At 57.1% G+C, this 16,732-nt stretch carries 11 protein-coding genes and 2 pseudogenes; 3 read left to right on the top strand and 10 right to left on the bottom strand.

Going from position 1 to position 16,732, the window contains the following annotated elements; genetic code table 11:
• Nucleotides 1–471: 471 nt before the first annotated feature.
• The 7 genes and pseudogenes from nifA to QN224_RS28240 all read right to left on the bottom strand — a co-directional run bounded on the left by nifA (nt 472) and on the right by QN224_RS28240 (nt 7,973).
• On the bottom strand, nt 472–2,142 hold the full coding sequence (gene nifA, locus QN224_RS28270; RefSeq protein WP_283979341.1) for a nif-specific transcriptional activator NifA: 1,671 nt from the start codon (nt 2,140–2,142) through the stop codon (nt 472–474).
• A gap of 215 nt (nt 2,143–2,357) precedes the next feature.
• Entirely contained in the window at nt 2,358–2,651 is a 294-nt protein-coding gene (locus QN224_RS28265; RefSeq protein ID WP_283979340.1) for a ferredoxin family protein, read from the bottom strand.
• Between the two features lie 14 nt (nt 2,652–2,665).
• Nucleotides 2,666–3,973, bottom strand: a complete 1,308-nt coding sequence (locus QN224_RS28260; protein WP_283979339.1) for an FAD-binding protein — start codon at nt 3,971–3,973, stop codon at nt 2,666–2,668.
• Nucleotides 3,974–3,983: 10 nt separating this feature from the next.
• On the bottom strand, nt 3,984–5,093 hold the full coding sequence (locus QN224_RS28255) for an electron transfer flavoprotein subunit alpha/FixB family protein (protein WP_283979338.1): 1,110 nt from the start codon (nt 5,091–5,093) through the stop codon (nt 3,984–3,986).
• Nucleotides 5,094–5,110: 17 nt separating this feature from the next.
• Nucleotides 5,111–5,962 carry an electron transfer flavoprotein subunit beta/FixA family protein gene (locus QN224_RS28250; protein ID WP_283979337.1) on the bottom strand — a complete coding sequence of 284 codons (852 nt, stop codon included), beginning with the start codon at nt 5,960–5,962 and terminating at the stop codon, nt 5,111–5,113.
• Nucleotides 5,963–6,159: 197 nt separating this feature from the next.
• Nucleotides 6,160–6,528 (bottom strand): annotated as a pseudogene (nifW, locus tag QN224_RS28245) (nitrogenase stabilizing/protective protein NifW); the annotation flags it as partial.
• Nucleotides 6,529–7,010: 482 nt separating this feature from the next.
• Nucleotides 7,011–7,973: a glycoside hydrolase gene (locus QN224_RS28240; RefSeq protein ID WP_283979336.1), complete on the bottom strand. Its 963-nt coding sequence runs from the start codon at nt 7,971–7,973 to the stop codon at nt 7,011–7,013.
• A gap of 1,127 nt (nt 7,974–9,100) precedes the next feature.
• Here QN224_RS28240 and QN224_RS28235 point away from each other — a divergent pair.
• A complete protein-coding gene (locus QN224_RS28235; RefSeq protein ID WP_283979335.1) occupies nt 9,101–9,646 on the top strand; it encodes a hypothetical protein in 546 nt (181 codons plus the stop codon).
• A gap of 311 nt (nt 9,647–9,957) precedes the next feature.
• Here the strand turns inward: QN224_RS28235 and nifS are convergent, their stop codons facing one another.
• Both nifS and QN224_RS28225 read right to left on the bottom strand, forming a co-directional pair.
• The gene (gene nifS / locus QN224_RS28230; protein WP_283979334.1) at nt 9,958–11,121 is read right to left on the bottom strand and encodes a cysteine desulfurase NifS; all 1,164 of its coding nucleotides are present in this window, start codon (nt 11,119–11,121) and stop codon (nt 9,958–9,960) included.
• 121 nt (nt 11,122–11,242) lie between these two features.
• Nucleotides 11,243–11,563, bottom strand: a complete 321-nt coding sequence (locus tag QN224_RS28225) for an iron-sulfur cluster assembly accessory protein (protein ID WP_283979333.1) — start codon at nt 11,561–11,563, stop codon at nt 11,243–11,245.
• 537 nt (nt 11,564–12,100) lie between these two features.
• Between QN224_RS28225 and QN224_RS28220 the strand changes: the two genes are divergently transcribed.
• Both QN224_RS28220 and QN224_RS34110 read left to right on the top strand, forming a co-directional pair.
• Nucleotides 12,101–13,051, top strand: a complete 951-nt coding sequence (locus QN224_RS28220) for a DMT family transporter (protein ID WP_336621131.1) — start codon at nt 12,101–12,103, stop codon at nt 13,049–13,051.
• A 279-nt stretch (nt 13,052–13,330) separates the two neighbouring features.
• A pseudogene (locus QN224_RS34110) lies at nt 13,331–13,519 on the top strand (dihydroxy-acid dehydratase); the annotation flags it as partial.
• Between the two features lie 600 nt (nt 13,520–14,119).
• On the opposite strand, the gene QN224_RS28210 reads toward QN224_RS34110, so the two are convergent.
• A complete protein-coding gene (locus tag QN224_RS28210) occupies nt 14,120–16,474 on the bottom strand; it encodes a S9 family peptidase (RefSeq protein WP_283979332.1) in 2,355 nt (784 codons plus the stop codon).
• Nucleotides 16,475–16,732: the final 258 nt, after the last annotated feature.

Raw genomic sequence — 16,732 nt, 5'->3', positions numbered from 1 at the left:
CCCCATTTCCGGCTCTGCCGTTCAACGATTGAAAATGTCGCACACTTGCGGCCCACGCGGGGATGGGCAATCTCGCACGCCTTCTCAACGAATCGAAACCGGCCCCTCGTTCCGCCATCGTGTGACGGCGTCTGCGATCGAGTCTCGGCCAGGTTCAGGCCGGCTTGTTCCATTGTGGGTGTGTGGCATCGGATGACGAGGCCGTGTAGGTCAGGTGGACATTGAACGCTTCACTTGGGCCGAGCGCTGTCGATCATCAGCAACGTCTCGCCGATCAGGTTCCCGATAGAGCTGCGCGGATCGCATGATCATGATTCTCGCGGCGAGATGCTGCAGGCGGCAGGAGCGCCGGTCGTCCAACGCAGTCTTGTCGAATTTGCAACAAGAACCGGCCAGATTGGACGACCGACCCGTCGTGGAAGAATGAGGGTTTGTGAGCGGCAATGCCGACGATGAGTGGGCTCGCCGAGTTTAGATCTTTTTAACCTGTATATGATGCCGGCGCAAAGCATAGCCGACTTGCCGCGGTGTGAGGCCCAGGAGCCGAGCTGCCTTGGCCTGAACCCAGCCGGCCTTCTCCATCGCGCTGATTAGCAGCTCGCGGTCCGTTAGATGCGGTGCCACCACTAAGGCGCCAGGATCGTTGGGGTAGCCGAGGCTGACCGGCGGTCCGACCGACAAACTCTTATCCATAGCCAATCGACTGCTGGCATGACCACCAACCGGACGGCCAGCGCTTTTCCAGAGCGTTGAAGAAAAGCACTGGTCGTTCTGGCAGGCGAAGTCTGCTGGAACGATCGTCCTTGAACGCGCGAGAGTGGCGGTCCTCCGGACGCAATTTTCAAGCTCTCGGACGTTGCCGGGGAAGTCGCATTTTGACATGAGATCGAGCGCAGCCGGCGCGAAGGCGAGGTCGCAATCGTTTTCCCTGTTGAAACGATCGAGGAAAACCCTCGCAAGGCGGGGGATATCTCCATTTCGCTCCCTGAGTGGCGGCAAAATAATAGGCACCACATTGATGCGGTAATAAAGGTCGGCCCTGAACTCCCCACTCGCGACTGCCGTCTCGAGGTCTTTGTTAGTGGCGCAGATGAGTCGAACGTCCACTTTGAGTGTTTTGGTGCCCCCGACTCGTTCAAGCTCACCTTCCTGCAAGACGCGCAACAGTTTCGCTTGAAATGCCGGCGAGATCTCGCCAATCTCATCAAGCAGCAACGTTCCGCCATCCGCCAATTCGAAACGACCTGCGCGCTGGGAGATGGCCCCCGTGAAGGCGCCTTTTTCATGTCCAAACAGTTCCGATTCCAGGACGCCGGCGGACAGTGCGGCGCAGTTCAACTTGACGAAGGACTTCTTTCTGCGAGGTGAAAGCTCGTGGATGGCCCTTGCAAAGAATTCCTTGCCAGTGCCGCTTTCTCCCCTGAGCAGCACCGTAGAATTTGTCCTTGCAACGACCTCGATGCTTTCAATCACCTGCCTGAGTGCAGGACTTTCCCCCACGATCCAATCGATTCTTGCAGGCCTTTGTCGCACCGGTTCGGGCAATTCCTTGTCGCCTGAACTATTCTTGCGATCTGCTTCCTCGCCCACCACCTGCTGACCATCGCGACTATGGTCGCGATCCAGCCGAATAGCCCCGGCTACAAGATTGCCGACCATGGACAGAAAACGTACCTCTTCCTCATATTGCGTCCTGGTGCTACCATCCTTCGCGCGGTCTATCCATAATGTTCCAAGTGTTTCCTGATTAACTTTCATCGGAACACCAATGAAGGTGACTTGGCCAGTGCCGCTCGAAAAGGTCTCGATCTCGGCCTGGAACAATTCCGACTTGTAAGTGTCCGGCACGACCAGCGGCGCGCCTTTTGTGACGATTCTCTCAATCGCAGCCTTCGCCGGCATGTAGCGAACGCCTGACGACGTATGCTCAATCCCGGACGTTGCAGTTATCTCTAGCTGCCCTTCAGCGCTCACGCCAACGATTGCGCCGCGCCGCATTGGCAGAATTGCAGGGAGGGTGTTGATGACATTGGCAAGCTTGATCTCAAGACTGGCCGGAGCGATTAAGACCTTCGATATCCGGTAGAGACCGCTGCACCCCAAGTCCCGTTTGTGCATGGTTTTGACGGATAGTTCAGTCATACTCTCATCGAGCCAGTTGTGCAGCATTTGAGCGATGAAACACCCATAGTCTCGTTGGGCGCTCCTGGCACCCAACGCGAAATGCCGCTGTTATAATATTATCAAGTGCTTCGTTTGCGCTTGTGAGCGCTGGAATGTAGCCGTCTTGCTATACAAAAGCGAGATACTTTTCGCCTTTGCCGATCTAAAGCGTGCCGATCAGAGCTGAGTGCCCTTCATCCGAATTTGAAGAGCACACCGAATCCACCTCGCGGATAGCTCCAATCGATGTCACCGTTCTCTTCGCACAGTACTCTACATGTACCGCACTCCATGCATCCGTCGGCAGTAACCTCCACTTGGCCATGTTCATTCACCCCATAGCAATTGGCTGGGCAGACAAGGGTCAGCGCGAGAAGGTTTGAGCTCGGAGACTGATGCTGTCGCACCTTAATGTGCGGCCGCCCTGCGTCTACCAGATAGCGGTTCTGGTAAAGCTTGTCCTCGATGCGAACGACTGAAGTTGTCATCTCATTTCTCCCCTCTAGCGCCAAGCCAGTGCCAAGCGGACTGCGTCGCTGAGCAGTCCCCATCGCGAACGCGCCTTTATAAAGGCGGCCGACGTCGCTCTTTCCTTGACGATCTTGGGTGTGCCGTCGACGCGCACGAAGTTTTGCGCCGCCTGCGACAGGAGCTGCGGGTAGGTCATGAAAAAATTGCGTGAATTCGTATGGATGAGGGCGGGCATGTCCTTGTACTTTCTAAGGTCTTTCAAAACGAAGGATTTGTCCAGCATGGCCTTATAAAGGGATAGGTTCTCCCTGGTCATCGGGCGCCTTTGGCTCTTGATTGCAAAGATCGCCTCACCGGCGATGCGCCCCGATGTCATGGCGAGGTTCGAGCCCTCGCGGTGCACGGCATTGTTAAGCTGCGCCGCGTCCCCAACGACAACCCAGCCGCTCCCAAAGAGTTGCGGAATTGCCTTGAACCCACCCTCCGGAATGAGGTGCGCTGCGTATTCCTTAATCTCCGAGCCTGCAAGTAGCGGCCTGATTGATGGATGCTCCTTGAAGGCGTCGAGAAGGGCATACGGTCTTTCCAGGGTCTCGGCGAGATCAGAGACAAGGCAGCCGATACCGAGCGAGATTGATTCCTTGTTGGTGTAAAGGAAACCGAGTCCGGCCATTCCACGCGAGATTGTCCCAGCCGCTTCGATAACGCAGCCTTGATCGCCGGTGAGCCCGAAGCGCTCGGCGATGACCTCTTCCGGCACGAAATGCATTTCCTTGACGGCGAGTGCCACAGTTTCGGGTTTTGGTACCTTACGAAACCCGGCTCGCGTCCCGAGGAGGCCGTTGACGCCTTCGGCGAGAACGACCACTTCCGCATGGATGATGTCGCCAGCACGATCGGTGCGGACGCCTACCACCCTACCATTGGCATTGAGGACCAGTTCCGTCGCTGTCGTCTCACACAAAACTGTCGCGCCCGCCTCGCGGACTTTGCGCGAAAACCACTTGTCGAACTGGGCGCGAATGATTGTGTAGCGGTTTGGCGTCGGCTCATTGAAGTCATCCGACCGGTAGTGCATTCCGGTGTGTGACGTGTCGTCCATTACCCAGAATCGCTGCTCGACGAGATGCCGCTCGAGAGGTGCGTCATCCCGGAAATCCGGAATGATTGTCTCCAGCATGTTGGCGTAGAGTATGGCGCCTTGGACGTTCTTGGAGCCTGGGTATTCTCCGCGCTCCAACTGCAACACGTTTAGACCGCGACTTGCCATCGTGTAGGCAGCCGCGTTTCCTGCCATGCCGGCACCGACGACTATGGCGTCGAATTTTTCCTCGGTCATAGATATCACCTCAGTTCACGAGCCTCATACGATTGCGCGGCGCCAACCGTCTGATGAAAACGTCCGTTAATGCCGGTAGAAAACTGACCGCATCGGCCACAACACCGATATTGGCGAAATCGAAGATCGGCGCGTTCGGATCGGTATTGATGGCAACAATGAGATCAGCTCCCTCGACGCCAACGCGATGCTGGACCGCGCCTGATATGCCAGCTGCTATATAGAGCTTCGGACGGATCGTTTTGCCAGTTTGTCCAATTTGCCGATCAACCGGCATCCAACCCTTTTGCACTAGCGGCCGAGAACAGCCATAATCACCGCCGATCGTCCGCGCGAGATTCTTCAAGAGCTCCAGGTTCTCCGCAGCCCCGAGTCCAAGACCGCCGGCAACCACCACGTCCGCATAGGCGAGATTAGCGTTCTCCGACTGGCCATCGGAAAGGAAACCAACAACCTTGGTGACGATCTCTTGCTCGCACATCGCCAAGTCGTGCTGGATTACCCGCCCGATCGGCTTAGTTGATCGCTCTGGCATGCGCATGACCCTTGGCCGCACAGTTGCCATTTGGGGACGGCAATTGAGCGTATAGATCGTGCAAAGCAAGGAGCCACCGAACGTGGGCCGGGTAGCTGCGAGGGAACCATCCGCATCAACATCAAGTCCGGTGCAGTCGGCTGTGAGCCCCGTCAGCAGTGTCGTCGCGACGGAACCAGCGAGGTCACGGCCCAGCGTCGTCGCCCCGAGAAGCAGAATCTCGGGTTTATAGGTAAGGACCAGATCTGTTAGTGCTTTGGTGAAAGGCTCGTTTCTATAATCGGTGAGCAGCGACTTCTCGACAAGGTAGACCAGGTCCGCATCATAGGCGAAGGCCTCAGCTACGGCATGCATGGTAGAATCTCCCGGCGGCCCGAGAACAACACCTGCGAGCTGAACGCCCAGTTGGTCAGCTAGTCTGCGGCCTTCGCCGAGAAGTTCGAACGAGACGGGATGGACCTGACCGCGTTCCAGCTCCATGAAAACCCAGACGTGCCGGTAGTCCCTGAAATGCTCAGGTAGTTCCTTCTTCGTGCCGGCACGGCCGAGGGTGGGTGGCGGTGCTTTACATTTACGAGTTCCCATAATCTGCTCCTGTGTGCTCACGCGCTACCAGTAGAGGAGAGCTCGTGTCTCAGCGCCGGCTGGTGGGCGAAAATGGAAACGACCAGTTCGTCAGCTACGTCGCGCTCCGCCTTTTCGGTGGTGTCGATTTGCGACGCTTTTTGCGCTCGCGGGGTAGGGGCGAAAACGCGCTTAACGACTGTCGGTGAGCCGCGCAGACCACATTTGGTGATGTCTTCAATGCCCGCTTCCGCCGCATTCCACTTGACGATCTGGCTGCGCGCGGCACGCAAAGCGTCATCGAGTGAGCCACGGCGAATGGCAGTGGTGCTTTCCAGCATGGTGATGAGGCAAGGCAATGCGCTATTGAGGACGTGCGTGCCGCCTTCTGAGCGACGCTCGACCGTGATCGTACGCGCGCCGAGATCAATGGAGGTGATTTTTGCGATATAGGTCAACTGCACGAGGTTCAGGCGCTTGGCTATACCGGGGCCGACCTGGGCGGTATCGCCGTCAATTGTCTGCTTCCCTGTGAAGACAATATCGGGCGTGCCAAAGCTGTTGCCAATCTTCGAGATAGCCTGAGAAAGAGCGAATGAAGTCGCCAACGTGTCGGAGCCGGCAAAGTGACGGTCAGTCAGGAGTATCGCGCGGTCTGCGCCATAAGTGAGCGCCTTTCGCAGTGCTTCCTCAGCCATGGGCGGACCCATGGTGAGTACAGTGACCTCGCCGCCATAGTAGTCGCGCACTTTGAGGGCCTCTTCGAGAGCAAAGAGGTCGTAAGGGTTGATAATCGTCGGCACGCCTTGGCGCATGATCGTGTTCGTCACCGGATGGACGCGTATTTGCGCTGAGTCCGGTACCTGCTTCATACAGACTACGATGTGCATGAGGTCTCTTTAGCTCCGATAGCATATGTTGGGCATGACGTTTTTGTCTCGATAACCACGCACCAATCGTGCCAAACACATGAGTTTCAATAGGCCTTTGGAAGGACAGCATTATTTGTTTCGGAGCATTCGGACGCCGTGACAGTTTTGTCGGGTTGGAGACATTGAAGTGTCGCAAACCCGCCGGCGTTGTTGCTGCCGAATGGCAAGATGGAGTCCAATGGTACAAAGGTGCGACCTGGCGCGGTAGGTTTAGCCGGGTCGCCTTCCTCAAGCACCCGGAACACCCGATGTGAAAGTGGCGAAGATGTTGCAAAGTCCCCATAGGCGCGTTCGAGCGCAGCGCGCGCATTGGCGGGCCCCCCTTTAGCGCGGCGATCGGAAAAGCCCTCCTCGGCCAGGTACTGTCCCATGCGCTTCATAATGTGGAGCCGGGAGACGTTGAGCACCCTCGGCTCATAGGAGACGCCAAGTGCCTCGAAGAATTCCTCGGCAGCGGACAAGCCCTTTAGCCGCACGACAATGTCAGTGACATCCGTGGGGACGGCCTCGTCATCACAAGTCATTTGCACTCTCCTAATAACTGTACACTAGGTTGGTTTCCGCTCCGCGAGTCGGCAGATCGAGAACGACACGCGGCGTGTGACTGCGAACGCGCTCTCTCTCTCTCTCTCTCTCTCTCTCTCTCTCTCTAATCGAACGACACCACCCGGCGCCCGTCTCCGGAATACACGCGGGGTCTCGGTGCTTATCGCAATACTCTGCCACGACGGGATGCCCGTGAGGGGCCCCATGCAGGAAACGCTTCTGGGTCCACGAAGATACGCGCACCGTTGCGCTGCGCATCATGCTCAGACCTTTGTTGCGCGCCGCGGCGTCTTTCAAGATCTTAGGAAGCGTACTGCCCTTGATTTATTTGTTGCAGTATTTCTGGGACCCGAATTTAGCACTGATGTGCTCGTTCTTGACATTTCTCGGCTGACTTCATGAAGTGATCGGGGCGGGGCGGGCACGGCATTAGGTTCGCGTCGCCTCTTCGCTTTTGCCTTCAGCAGTTGTGTTCGGGGTCGATCGGCCTTACCTGTAACTGTGCCGGGTGCTGGTAAAAGGCGTCCGCCAGAATGTGGTGATCATGGCGATAGACTTCAGCCATGATATCGTAGAGTTCTGGATCGTGAGCCTTGAAGTCGTCTGATGTCGCAACGGTGGTGTCGTCACGGCGGTAGGCCAAATTCGTATTGAACCAAAACCGCGTGCCTTCGGCCCAATACTCGTCGACGTTGTGTTCCATGTACGAACACACCCACAAGCCCTTTTGGTAGGCATGGGTGTAGGCTTGCTCGACCCGTGCAACGATCTCAGGATCCACCGTGCGAAGCGTGTTGAAAACATTATGTGAGAATTCGTGAACAAGGATGTTGCCTCCGTAATACGGCGTTCCTGGTACGCCCATCAAATTCTCGACGGCCCCCGTCGTGTAGAGCCCGCCCATGCCTCGCGCCCTTTTTGCCCAGTACTCTCGGTCCGTCATCTTGCCGATCGTCTCGGCGTAATTGCGCCGTTCGTCAGGGGTGAGGCGCGGGTCATCGGGGGCCGGCTTCTTCCAATCCCGCTGCTCGGGAATGTCAGTGGTCGATTCATCGGTCGCCATGATCCCCACCCGCGCCCCAGCACGGATCATCGCATCGCGGACATCCACCCGTTCAGACAACATGTAAAGGACGATGTCACGGGCAATCAGAAGTGCCGTGTCTGGGACCTTTTCGGACCCGATAACAGGTATACCTGCTGCGTCAGCATATTTAGCATAGAACGGATCCAAGCCGAGCGATTTTGGCGGACTGCGCACGACGAAAGTATCGAAATTGGGAATATCAGCCGCTGGTACCGGCCACACAGATGGTGCATTGTCGCCGCCACCTGGGCCGATTGCGGACACAGCCACAAGGCCACTGACACCAAGCCCTATCGCTATCGTGCACGCGTACATTATGGTCGAGGTTTCATACATTTGCTGTCGCTCCTACGTCTCGCCACAGGAGGCAGCAAAAAACGTGCCAATCCTAAGAGACGAGCCGCAAGTGTGTTTCTGAAAGGGTTATTTGAAAGCGTGTGCGGTTAAGGGCGTGAACATTTCAGGTCGCGAACTCGACAGTTGTCGGAAAGTCTTTGCAATGACTCGAGGATATGGAAGATCAGGGCGGCACCGAAACGTGGCGAAAACACGGGCCTTCAAACTGAAGATCACCGCTGCGGATCAGCTCCGGTTTCCGCTCGACGGATTGTGTTTGTTGCTCTTCGCAAACGCCTCCGGCTGATTGCCGGCGTTCAGAGACGTCCGACTTTGCAAACTCGCAGATTTCACCTGCGACCTGTGTGGCCTTCGCCGCGTCTAGTGCAAGGCATCGTACCACCGGTCAATTCATGCTTTTGGCGGCGATCGGCGGATACTGCCTGTCGTACCGAGCCGATACATGGATCGTATTTCACAAGTCCAGGCCACCTCATCTCAACACTACAACAGCGGTAAGCGAGATTGAAGCAGTGCTCATCCTCACACAGCCACGACGCCAACCGGCATTTCACGCATGCGATGAAGATGCCTCTTGCCCTAGGACGCTTACGCAGCCTCAGCCCGACCTTCCATCGCCGAGAGTCTGCCACTCAAAGCAGGGGCGGGTCGGGTGATGGCCGCACTTGCTGCCAGCTGACTGTGACTGATGTCGCGTGCCGCAACCGAGAGATTCGTTTGGGGTGGTCAGCGCGTCGAGCGCAACAGGAGATTGAGCTCGGGCCTTGTCGTGTGTCTGGATAATGATGGTATGGATTGCTCTCATCCAAACAATCAATTTGTCCGATCTTCTCAAATGCTCTTGGAAGAAGACGATTAGCCGCATGACGTTTGAGGTTGCCGCAGGATCGTGTCTCGCTGACCAGTATGCCAAGACGATTCATCAGACGTTATGCAGGTGCCGGGCAACCGGAAGAGTGCGAAGCGCCATCTAGCACATCCGCATATTTGGCATGGCGTTTGCAGGTGATGCCGTGAAGGCAAGCGTCAGGGCCTCCTTGGGGCTACTTGCGCGACAGTCAACATCTATAAGACTGAATGAAGTCGACATGAGGAGCAGCCAATCGATGACGTGCATTGTCGGTCTCATCAACAACGGGTCAGTTCACATCGGGGGCGATAGCGCTGGTGTGGCCGGATTTTCGCTTACCGTTAGGGCCGATCGCAAGGTCTTCCGCAACCAGAACTTCATCTTCGGCTTTACGAGTTCGTTTAGAATGGGCCAACTGTTGGCGCACTCCTTCAATCCGCCAAAAAGGCATCCGGAAACAGACGTCTACGCTTTCATGGTGACGGAGTTCGTCGACGCGCTGCGCCAATGTCTGAAGGATGGCGGCTACGCCCAGCGACAGTACGAAGCCGAACGCGGTGGCACCTTCCTCGTCGGCTATGCCGGACGGCTCTTCAAAATCTGCGGGGACTATCAGGTTGCGGAGCCGGTCGATTGCTTCGACGCCTGTGGATGCGGCGACCGGATAGCGCTGGGCGCGCTGTTCGCATCGGCGGATTCTCCGCCTCGCGAAAGGCTAGAGGTAGCTCTCAATGCGGCTGAGCGTTTTTCTGCCGGCGTACGCGGCCCATTTCACTTTGAGACGCTGGACGCAGCCGAGTGAAGGAGATCGATGCCCGCAGCCGCCCCCGTGCGGCGGTTTAATGTGGCGAGTTCCACAAGGGCCTGCGTCAACGCACCCCCTCAGCGAACTCGCAACGGTGGACGACGACCGAGAGCGCCGCTTTGTGGCCCATCGCTCGCAAGTGCCGGGGGCCGTCGGGGCAGCGAGCGGCGCCAAGACGCGGTACGAAGGCAGTGAAGCTCTTCGGCAACCTTAGTGAATGCTTCGAACGGCCTTCGCCAAGCGTGTTCTGTTCATTGAAAAAGAAGCGGCGGGCGCCGCCGCGGATTATCTATCCTCAGCATTTCGCCTTAACCCACAGGAACTGGAAACGAGCCATCCAGTTTCGTCACGATTGCGGGTATCACCTGGAGCACATGATCAACATCTTCCTCGCAATTAAAGCGTGAAAAGGAGAAACGAACTGCCCCGAGTGCCGCAGTGTGCGGGATGTTCATCGCCTCTAGTACATGGCTCGGTGTGAAGAAGCCAGAGTTGCAGGCGGAGCCAGAGGAGCAAGCGATGCCGTGACGATTGAGCAGCAACTGTATGGCTTCGCCGACAGTGCGGTCGAAGGTCACGCTTGTGGTATTTGGCAACCGCGCCAGCGTATCCCCATTGACGAAGGTCTTGGGGATACGCTCAAGGAGTCCTTTCTCCAAACGGTCGCGGAGCGATTTCACCCGTGTGTTTTCCTCATCCATGCACTTCAAGGCAAGTTCGGCCGCCTTGCCCAAGCCTACTATCCCCGGCATGTTCTCTGTACCCGCGCGTCGGTCGCGCTCTTGGTGGCCCCCCTTGATGAGTGCGTGAAAGGGCAGGCCGCGCCTTATGTAGAGTGCGCCGACGCCTTTTGGACCGTGTAACTTGTGGCCGGAGAGCGACAACATATCGATTGCGGTCGATTTCAGGTCCATCGGAAGCTTGCCGACAGCCTGCACTGCGTCGGTGTGGAAAATTGCGTCGGCTTTCTTAGCCATCTCAGCAAGCTTGGCCACAGGGAAAATCGTTCCGGTCTCGTTGTTCGCCCACATAATTGAGACGATTGCCACACGAGGGGTCAGGGCGGTTCGGTAGGCGTCAAGGTCAAGTCGGCCATGTTGATCCACCGGGATCCTGTGCACCTTGATACCACTTGTCTTCTGAAGGTGGCCGCAGAGCGTCAGCACCGCCGGATGTTCCACCGCTGACGTGACGATCTCTGCTCGCTCAGGCATTACCTGCAGTGCAGACAGGATCGCCGCATTGTTGCTTTCGGTCCCGCCCGAGGTGAAAATGATCTCATGTTCGAACTTGGCGCCGATCAGCGCCTGCAGTTGCTGCCGCGCTGTCTTCATCGCTGTGCCGGCAGCGGCGCCAAAGGCATGCATCGACGAAGGGTTGCCGAACTGCTCCGTAAAGTACGGCAGCATCGCCTGGAGAACTTCGGAATCGACGCGTGTCGTTGCGTTGTTGTCGAGATAGACGGGCCTCACGGACGCCGCCCTCCGCCTACTGACAAGACGCCAATGGCCGGCTGCGACACCAGCACTGAAGTAGCGTTTCCTGATTCTTCTTGTAAAGACCTCGCATTCTCGCTCTCCCTGTCTCTGGCGATCAGTCGAAGGACTTACCGCAGGCGCAATTCTCTCGCGCGTTGGGATTGTCGAAGATGAATCCGGGGGAATTTAGCCCCGTGGCGAAATCCACGGTCATGCCGCCGACATGAGATTGAGACTCTGAGTCTACGAATATCTTAACCCCACCCGTGTCAATGACAGCGTCGCCCTCGCGCGACGCGCTGTCCAAACCCAGGTGGTACCTGAGCCCGGCGCAGCCGCCCGCTTGAACCGTGATGCGCAAGCCATTGGCCGGCTCGGGAGTCTGGGAAAGCGCAAACTTCACTGCGGCAATGGCACTTTCGGTGAGCGTTATCATAGTGTCGTTTTCCTGGTTCCGAGTTGAGCTTGCGAACGACTATGCACGTAGCGTGCCAACATAAAAAGCATTCTAAAACAACAGGAAGTTCAAACATGGCTGTGTCGTATGTACGACATCCGTTGGAGTTTAGACATTGGTTGAGAATCCGTGTGAGGTGTTCTTGGAATCACAGGGGGAACCGAGTTCTGGCTTGGCGGAATCCGACACCACGGTGTTCGGCTCGTTCTCCTGAACCTAGAGGTATCGCCGAGCAAACCGTAAGCGGGTGCGTTCTCGGTCGGCGCCCTCAATGGCATTCGACGAAGATGTCGCCTTTGCCGCTTTTGAGGACACAGACTTGCTTCATGCGATGCTTTCATATTTATGGCTAAGCAGCTGTAAAACGGCACAAACACCAAGTCCTTGGTGCCGTCAGCGAAATTGGCATGAAGTTTGAACTCTTCCCTTGTAGGCGGCGGAAACCGATGCGGCCCACCCTTTGTCGGTGCTTTTGGGTCGCTTAGATCCAGCAGACACAGCGGTCATGAGGTCAAGGTGGCCATTTCCCTTCTGGCAGTACCAGATTCCGCCCTCGACGGCGTTAAGACCGGAGTGAGTTCAACCATGCAGGACAAAACGTCGGGCTATCTCCATGTGCTCTTGGCCGTGATAGTTTTTGCCGGTCAGGACGGATTCTCCAGATTACTTGGTGAGAAGTATCCACCGATCATGGTGACCATGATTCGCTTTTGGGCGTTTGCGGTGTTCGTAATGGTTCTTGCTGCATTCTCTCCAATAGGCCTGCGCGGTGCCTTATTTACGAAGCGACTCGTTCTGCAGTTACTGCGAGGTGTTCTTCTGGTGAGCCAAATCGCGGCCGTCGTCTTCGCCTACACGACCGCCGGTCTAGCGATGAGCCAGGCGATACTTCAAGCGACACCTCTGATGGTCACCATTCTGTCGGTGCCATTACTCGGCGAAAAGGTCTGTTGGCGCCGTCGCGTCGCTGTCGTTGTCGGCTTGGCTGGCGTTCTGGTGCTTCTAAACCCCGTGAATGTCTATTTCGATATCCGCCTGCTGCCTCCCCTAGCCGCAAGTCTTTTGTACGCCCTGTATGCGATCGCTACGCGTGCGGTCAGCCAGTATGACTCCGCTGTGACAAGCGTCTTATATGCAGGGGTCGCAGGAGCCGTGGCCATAACATTTGTCGGGCCGTTCTATTGGACACCCATACATATGACGGACTGGCCCGCAATGACCGCACTGAGCGTTTGCGGTGCTCTCAGTCACTACTTTCTCATCAAGGCTTACGGGCTGCTCAGTGCAGTTGAAGTTCAGCCCCTCACATACCTCCAACTCTTCTTGAGCGTCGTTGTTGCGACGGTCTTTTTCGGTGAGAGTGTGACGTGGAACATGGCAGCCGGCGCAGTGATTGTGGTCGGAGCTGGTCTGTTTACTGTTTGGCGAGAATACCGCTTGGGAATGCGAGGAACGAAGTCGATGTGACAACGATGCCAAATCGTAGGGCTGAACTACAAGAAAACCAAAGATCTGAAAGGTTCACATGATGGCTGACGAGCCAAGACATAAAGCAGGGACTAGCGCATTACGGCGATGCCGGCTTCCCCCTGTTCCTGCGAAAAGCTTTCATCAAAGCGCTGGGCTATTCGGATGGATCGCGTGATCGGCCCGTCATAGACATCCCAATACATTTTCCAGCTACAACGCGTGTAACCGCTCTGTGCCGGACATTTTAGAAGCGATCAAACGTGGCAAAATGCTGGTCCAAAGGGCGCATCCGGCATGCCTGAGACGGGTTATATGCCCATTCCCAGAAAGCTTGCTGCCGCCGGCGTCAAGGACATGGTGCTAATTTCGGACGCTGGCCTGAGCGGCACAGCATTTGGAGCAATTGTTCCTCATGTTCCTCCGGGAAGCTACCGTGGGCGGGCCGTTAGCGCTTGTTCGCGATAGTGACTTGATCCGTCTTGATGTGGAGGAAGGCCTGCTAGCACTAGACTAATGATCGACGACAGCGAACTCGTACGCCGCCGATCTGAATGGACGGCTCCTTCCCATATCGTTGTTCACCGTGGATACGCCAAACTGTACTTCGATGAAGTGCTTCAAGCTGAAGACGGTTGCGATTTCAATTTTCTACGCGCAAAGCCGAGGAGGTAGCGCGCGGTTGATGCCGCGCGCTACCGTTTTTCAGTTTCAGATCGATCCAATCCGCCGGTATCTGAGATACTGCCATGCGAAGATAGTTCCGGCGCCACTCGTTGAAGAAATTCTCTCACCAGCATGGACACGATCCCTGTGCCTCCACGTCGAGGCAGCAGAAGTTCTCTTGCCGCGAATGCGAGAAGGTCACCCAGACCCTTCCATGTGACGCCCCGTGGCTTTGCTGGGCCGAACCTCTCAGCAATGATCCTTTGAGAAGTTTGCCCAGCGAATCAAGAGGTGCGAGCGTATGCCCCAGGGCATAGATCTTACATTTCGAAGCTCGCGAGCGCGTCGAGGGTGTGCCGCGGCGCTGAAGCCGCTGCACACGGCGGAGGGAATTGGCGGTGGTTAGAAGCTGCTGGCGCCGGCATGGTGCCGACTTGTCGTTTGGGAACCGGTGGGTATGGCGTTCCAATTGGGTGGGGTTTGGCCGAGAATGTTGCGAACGAAGAAGTCCAGGAGTTTGCGGTCGCGGAAAGTGCCTGGCGTACCGTGATCGGCACCAGGCACATAGACCATTTCGAAATCTTTTCCCGCCTTTATGAGCCGGTCGGCAAGCTGGAAGGTGGAGGACGGATCGACATTGTGGTCCATTTCGCCGACGACGAGCATCAGCTTGCCAAGCAGCCGATAAGCATTGTCGGTATCCGAGGATTGCGAATATTCAATGCCGACCGGCCATCCCATCCACTGTTCGTTCCACCAGATCTTGTCCATCCGGTTGTCGTAGCAACCGCTGTTGGCGACCGCGACCTTGTAGAAATCGGGGTGGAAGAGCAGCGCGCCGACCGCGCTCTGGCCCCCGGCCGACGTGCCGAAAATGCCGACATTGGAGATGTCGTACCACGGAAACTTCGCGGCGGCCGCCTTGTGCCACAGGATGCGATCGGGAAAGCCCGCGTCCTTTAGGTTTTTCCAGGCGACATCATGGAAGGCGCGCGAGCGGTTGTTAGTGCCCATGCCATCGATCTGCACGACGATGAAACCTAATTGCGTGAGCGGCTCTATGCGCGTCGAGAAAGATTTAGGCACGAAGGAGCCCTGCGGCCCGGCACAGATGTCCTCCACCACTGGGTAGCTCTTCTTCGGGTCGAAGTGGGCTGGCAGATGAATGACGCCCCAGATATCGGTCTTGCCGTCCCGCCCCTTGGCATGGAAGCTGACCGGCGGGCGCCAGCCGGCGGCGACGAGCTCGGAAATGTCGGCGGTCTCGACATCCATCAGTTCGGCATTGTCGCTGGCGCGGTAGAGCACCATTCTTGGCGACAGATCGACGCGTGACGAGAGGTCGACATAATAGCGGCCGTCGGGAGAGAACTCGATGTGGTGGTTGGCGCGCTCGGGCGTCAACTCAGTCAATCCCTTGCCGTCGAAGCCGATGCGGTAGGCGTGGATGAAATAGGGATCCTCGTCAGGGTTCATCCCGCTCGCCTCAAACCAGATCTGGCGCTTGACCGGGTCGATGTAGTCGACCGCGCGCACTACCCAATTACCGTGGGTGATCTGGTTTTCAAGCGCGCCCGTTCGTCCGTTGAAGAGGTAAAGATGCTCGTACCCGTCGCGCTCGGATGCCCAGATGATCTCCTTTCCGTCATCGACATCGTAGCGGAAGGTTTTCCCGGTATTCTTCTGATTCACTGCCAGCGGCCGGTAATCGACGAAGGTATCGCTGGGCTCGTCAATCAGCGAGCGGGCGCGGCCGGTGGAGGCGTCCACCTCGACTAGACGATAAAGCTGATGCCCGCGCTGGTTATATTCGAAGGTAAAGCCGCGCGCGTCCTTCCACCACTGGATGGGCGAAACGTCGAAGGGATTCGGGAAGAGGGAGTTGTCGATAGCGATCTCGTGCCGGCCGGCAATGTCGAATAGCACCGGTTGGCGAAGCGGAAGGACGTCACCCGCTTTGCGATAGACCTTAGTCAGATATTTGGGTTGAAGCTGGTCCGTTGGCGACGATTCAAGATAGTGCACCTCCCGCTTATAGCCGGGGCGAATGCGATAAGCCGCGAGGTGGCGCGAGTCGGGAGACCAGCTCAGCGTCGATAACGCATAGTAGTTGCCTTCCGATCCGTCCCAGCTCAGCGGGACATCCAAGCCGTCCTTGCTGCGCAGGAAGACATTGTAGTTCTTGATATAGGCGATCCATTCGCCGTCCGGCGACGCGCTCCACTTGTGGGGGTCATTCTTCGTTGGCGGCGTGTCGTCGTAGACCTCCTCCTGATAGTCCGAGTCGCTCGGATGCAACCTGGTGCCTGTGCAGGAGTAGATCGCAAGGTCGCAGCTCCACAGCCCATTCCTGCTGCGGAATTTGAGGTTGCCACCATCGTCGGTCAGTTCGAAACGGTGGAACGGAAGGTCTTCGGGCTGAAAGTCGTGTTGGGTCACCTCGTTCAGCGCCGCCGCGAGGCGGACATGATCGAAGGCCACTCGTTTCTCGCCCGTTTCTGCATTCACCAGTATGAATTCGTGCCCGTCGCGGGTAGTCCGGCGGTAGACGAAGGCGTCGCCCTTAATTTGCCAGAAGGGCATTTCGGGGATATTGACAGCGAGTCGGCCATAGCGATCGTTCATCGTCAGCGCCCGCTCAAAATCGGCCGGTGTCAGCGGCGCATTCACAACGGCAGAACCGTTCGCCACCGCCTGGGCAGCTACCACTACCCCCTGAACAAACAACGCGAGCGTTAAAGCAACGACTTTGTACATGGTTGTTGACCTCTTCCTTTGGTTATCGGGTACCGCATTACGGGTGTCGCTTCTCAAATGACGGGTGCGGGCAGCGTTGAGCGCCTTCCGCCAGCACGCGGCGTGCCCGTCCCAGGAACTGGCCAAGCCCCGCTCCTTGAAGAGTTGCCGCCCCCGCCGACGACAGCCGCGGCAAGGGAGGTTCCGTATCTGAAATCTCATGCTGTAGGCGCCCCGGCAGGAGGCAGTGTGCTGTCATTCGACTTTCTCCGCGCAAGT

The sequence above is a fragment of the Sinorhizobium sp. 7-81 genome (assembly GCF_030124405.1).
GTDB lineage: Bacteria > Pseudomonadota > Alphaproteobacteria > Rhizobiales > Rhizobiaceae > Sinorhizobium > Sinorhizobium psoraleae.
This window is presented reverse-complemented; position numbering and strand designations above follow the sequence as displayed.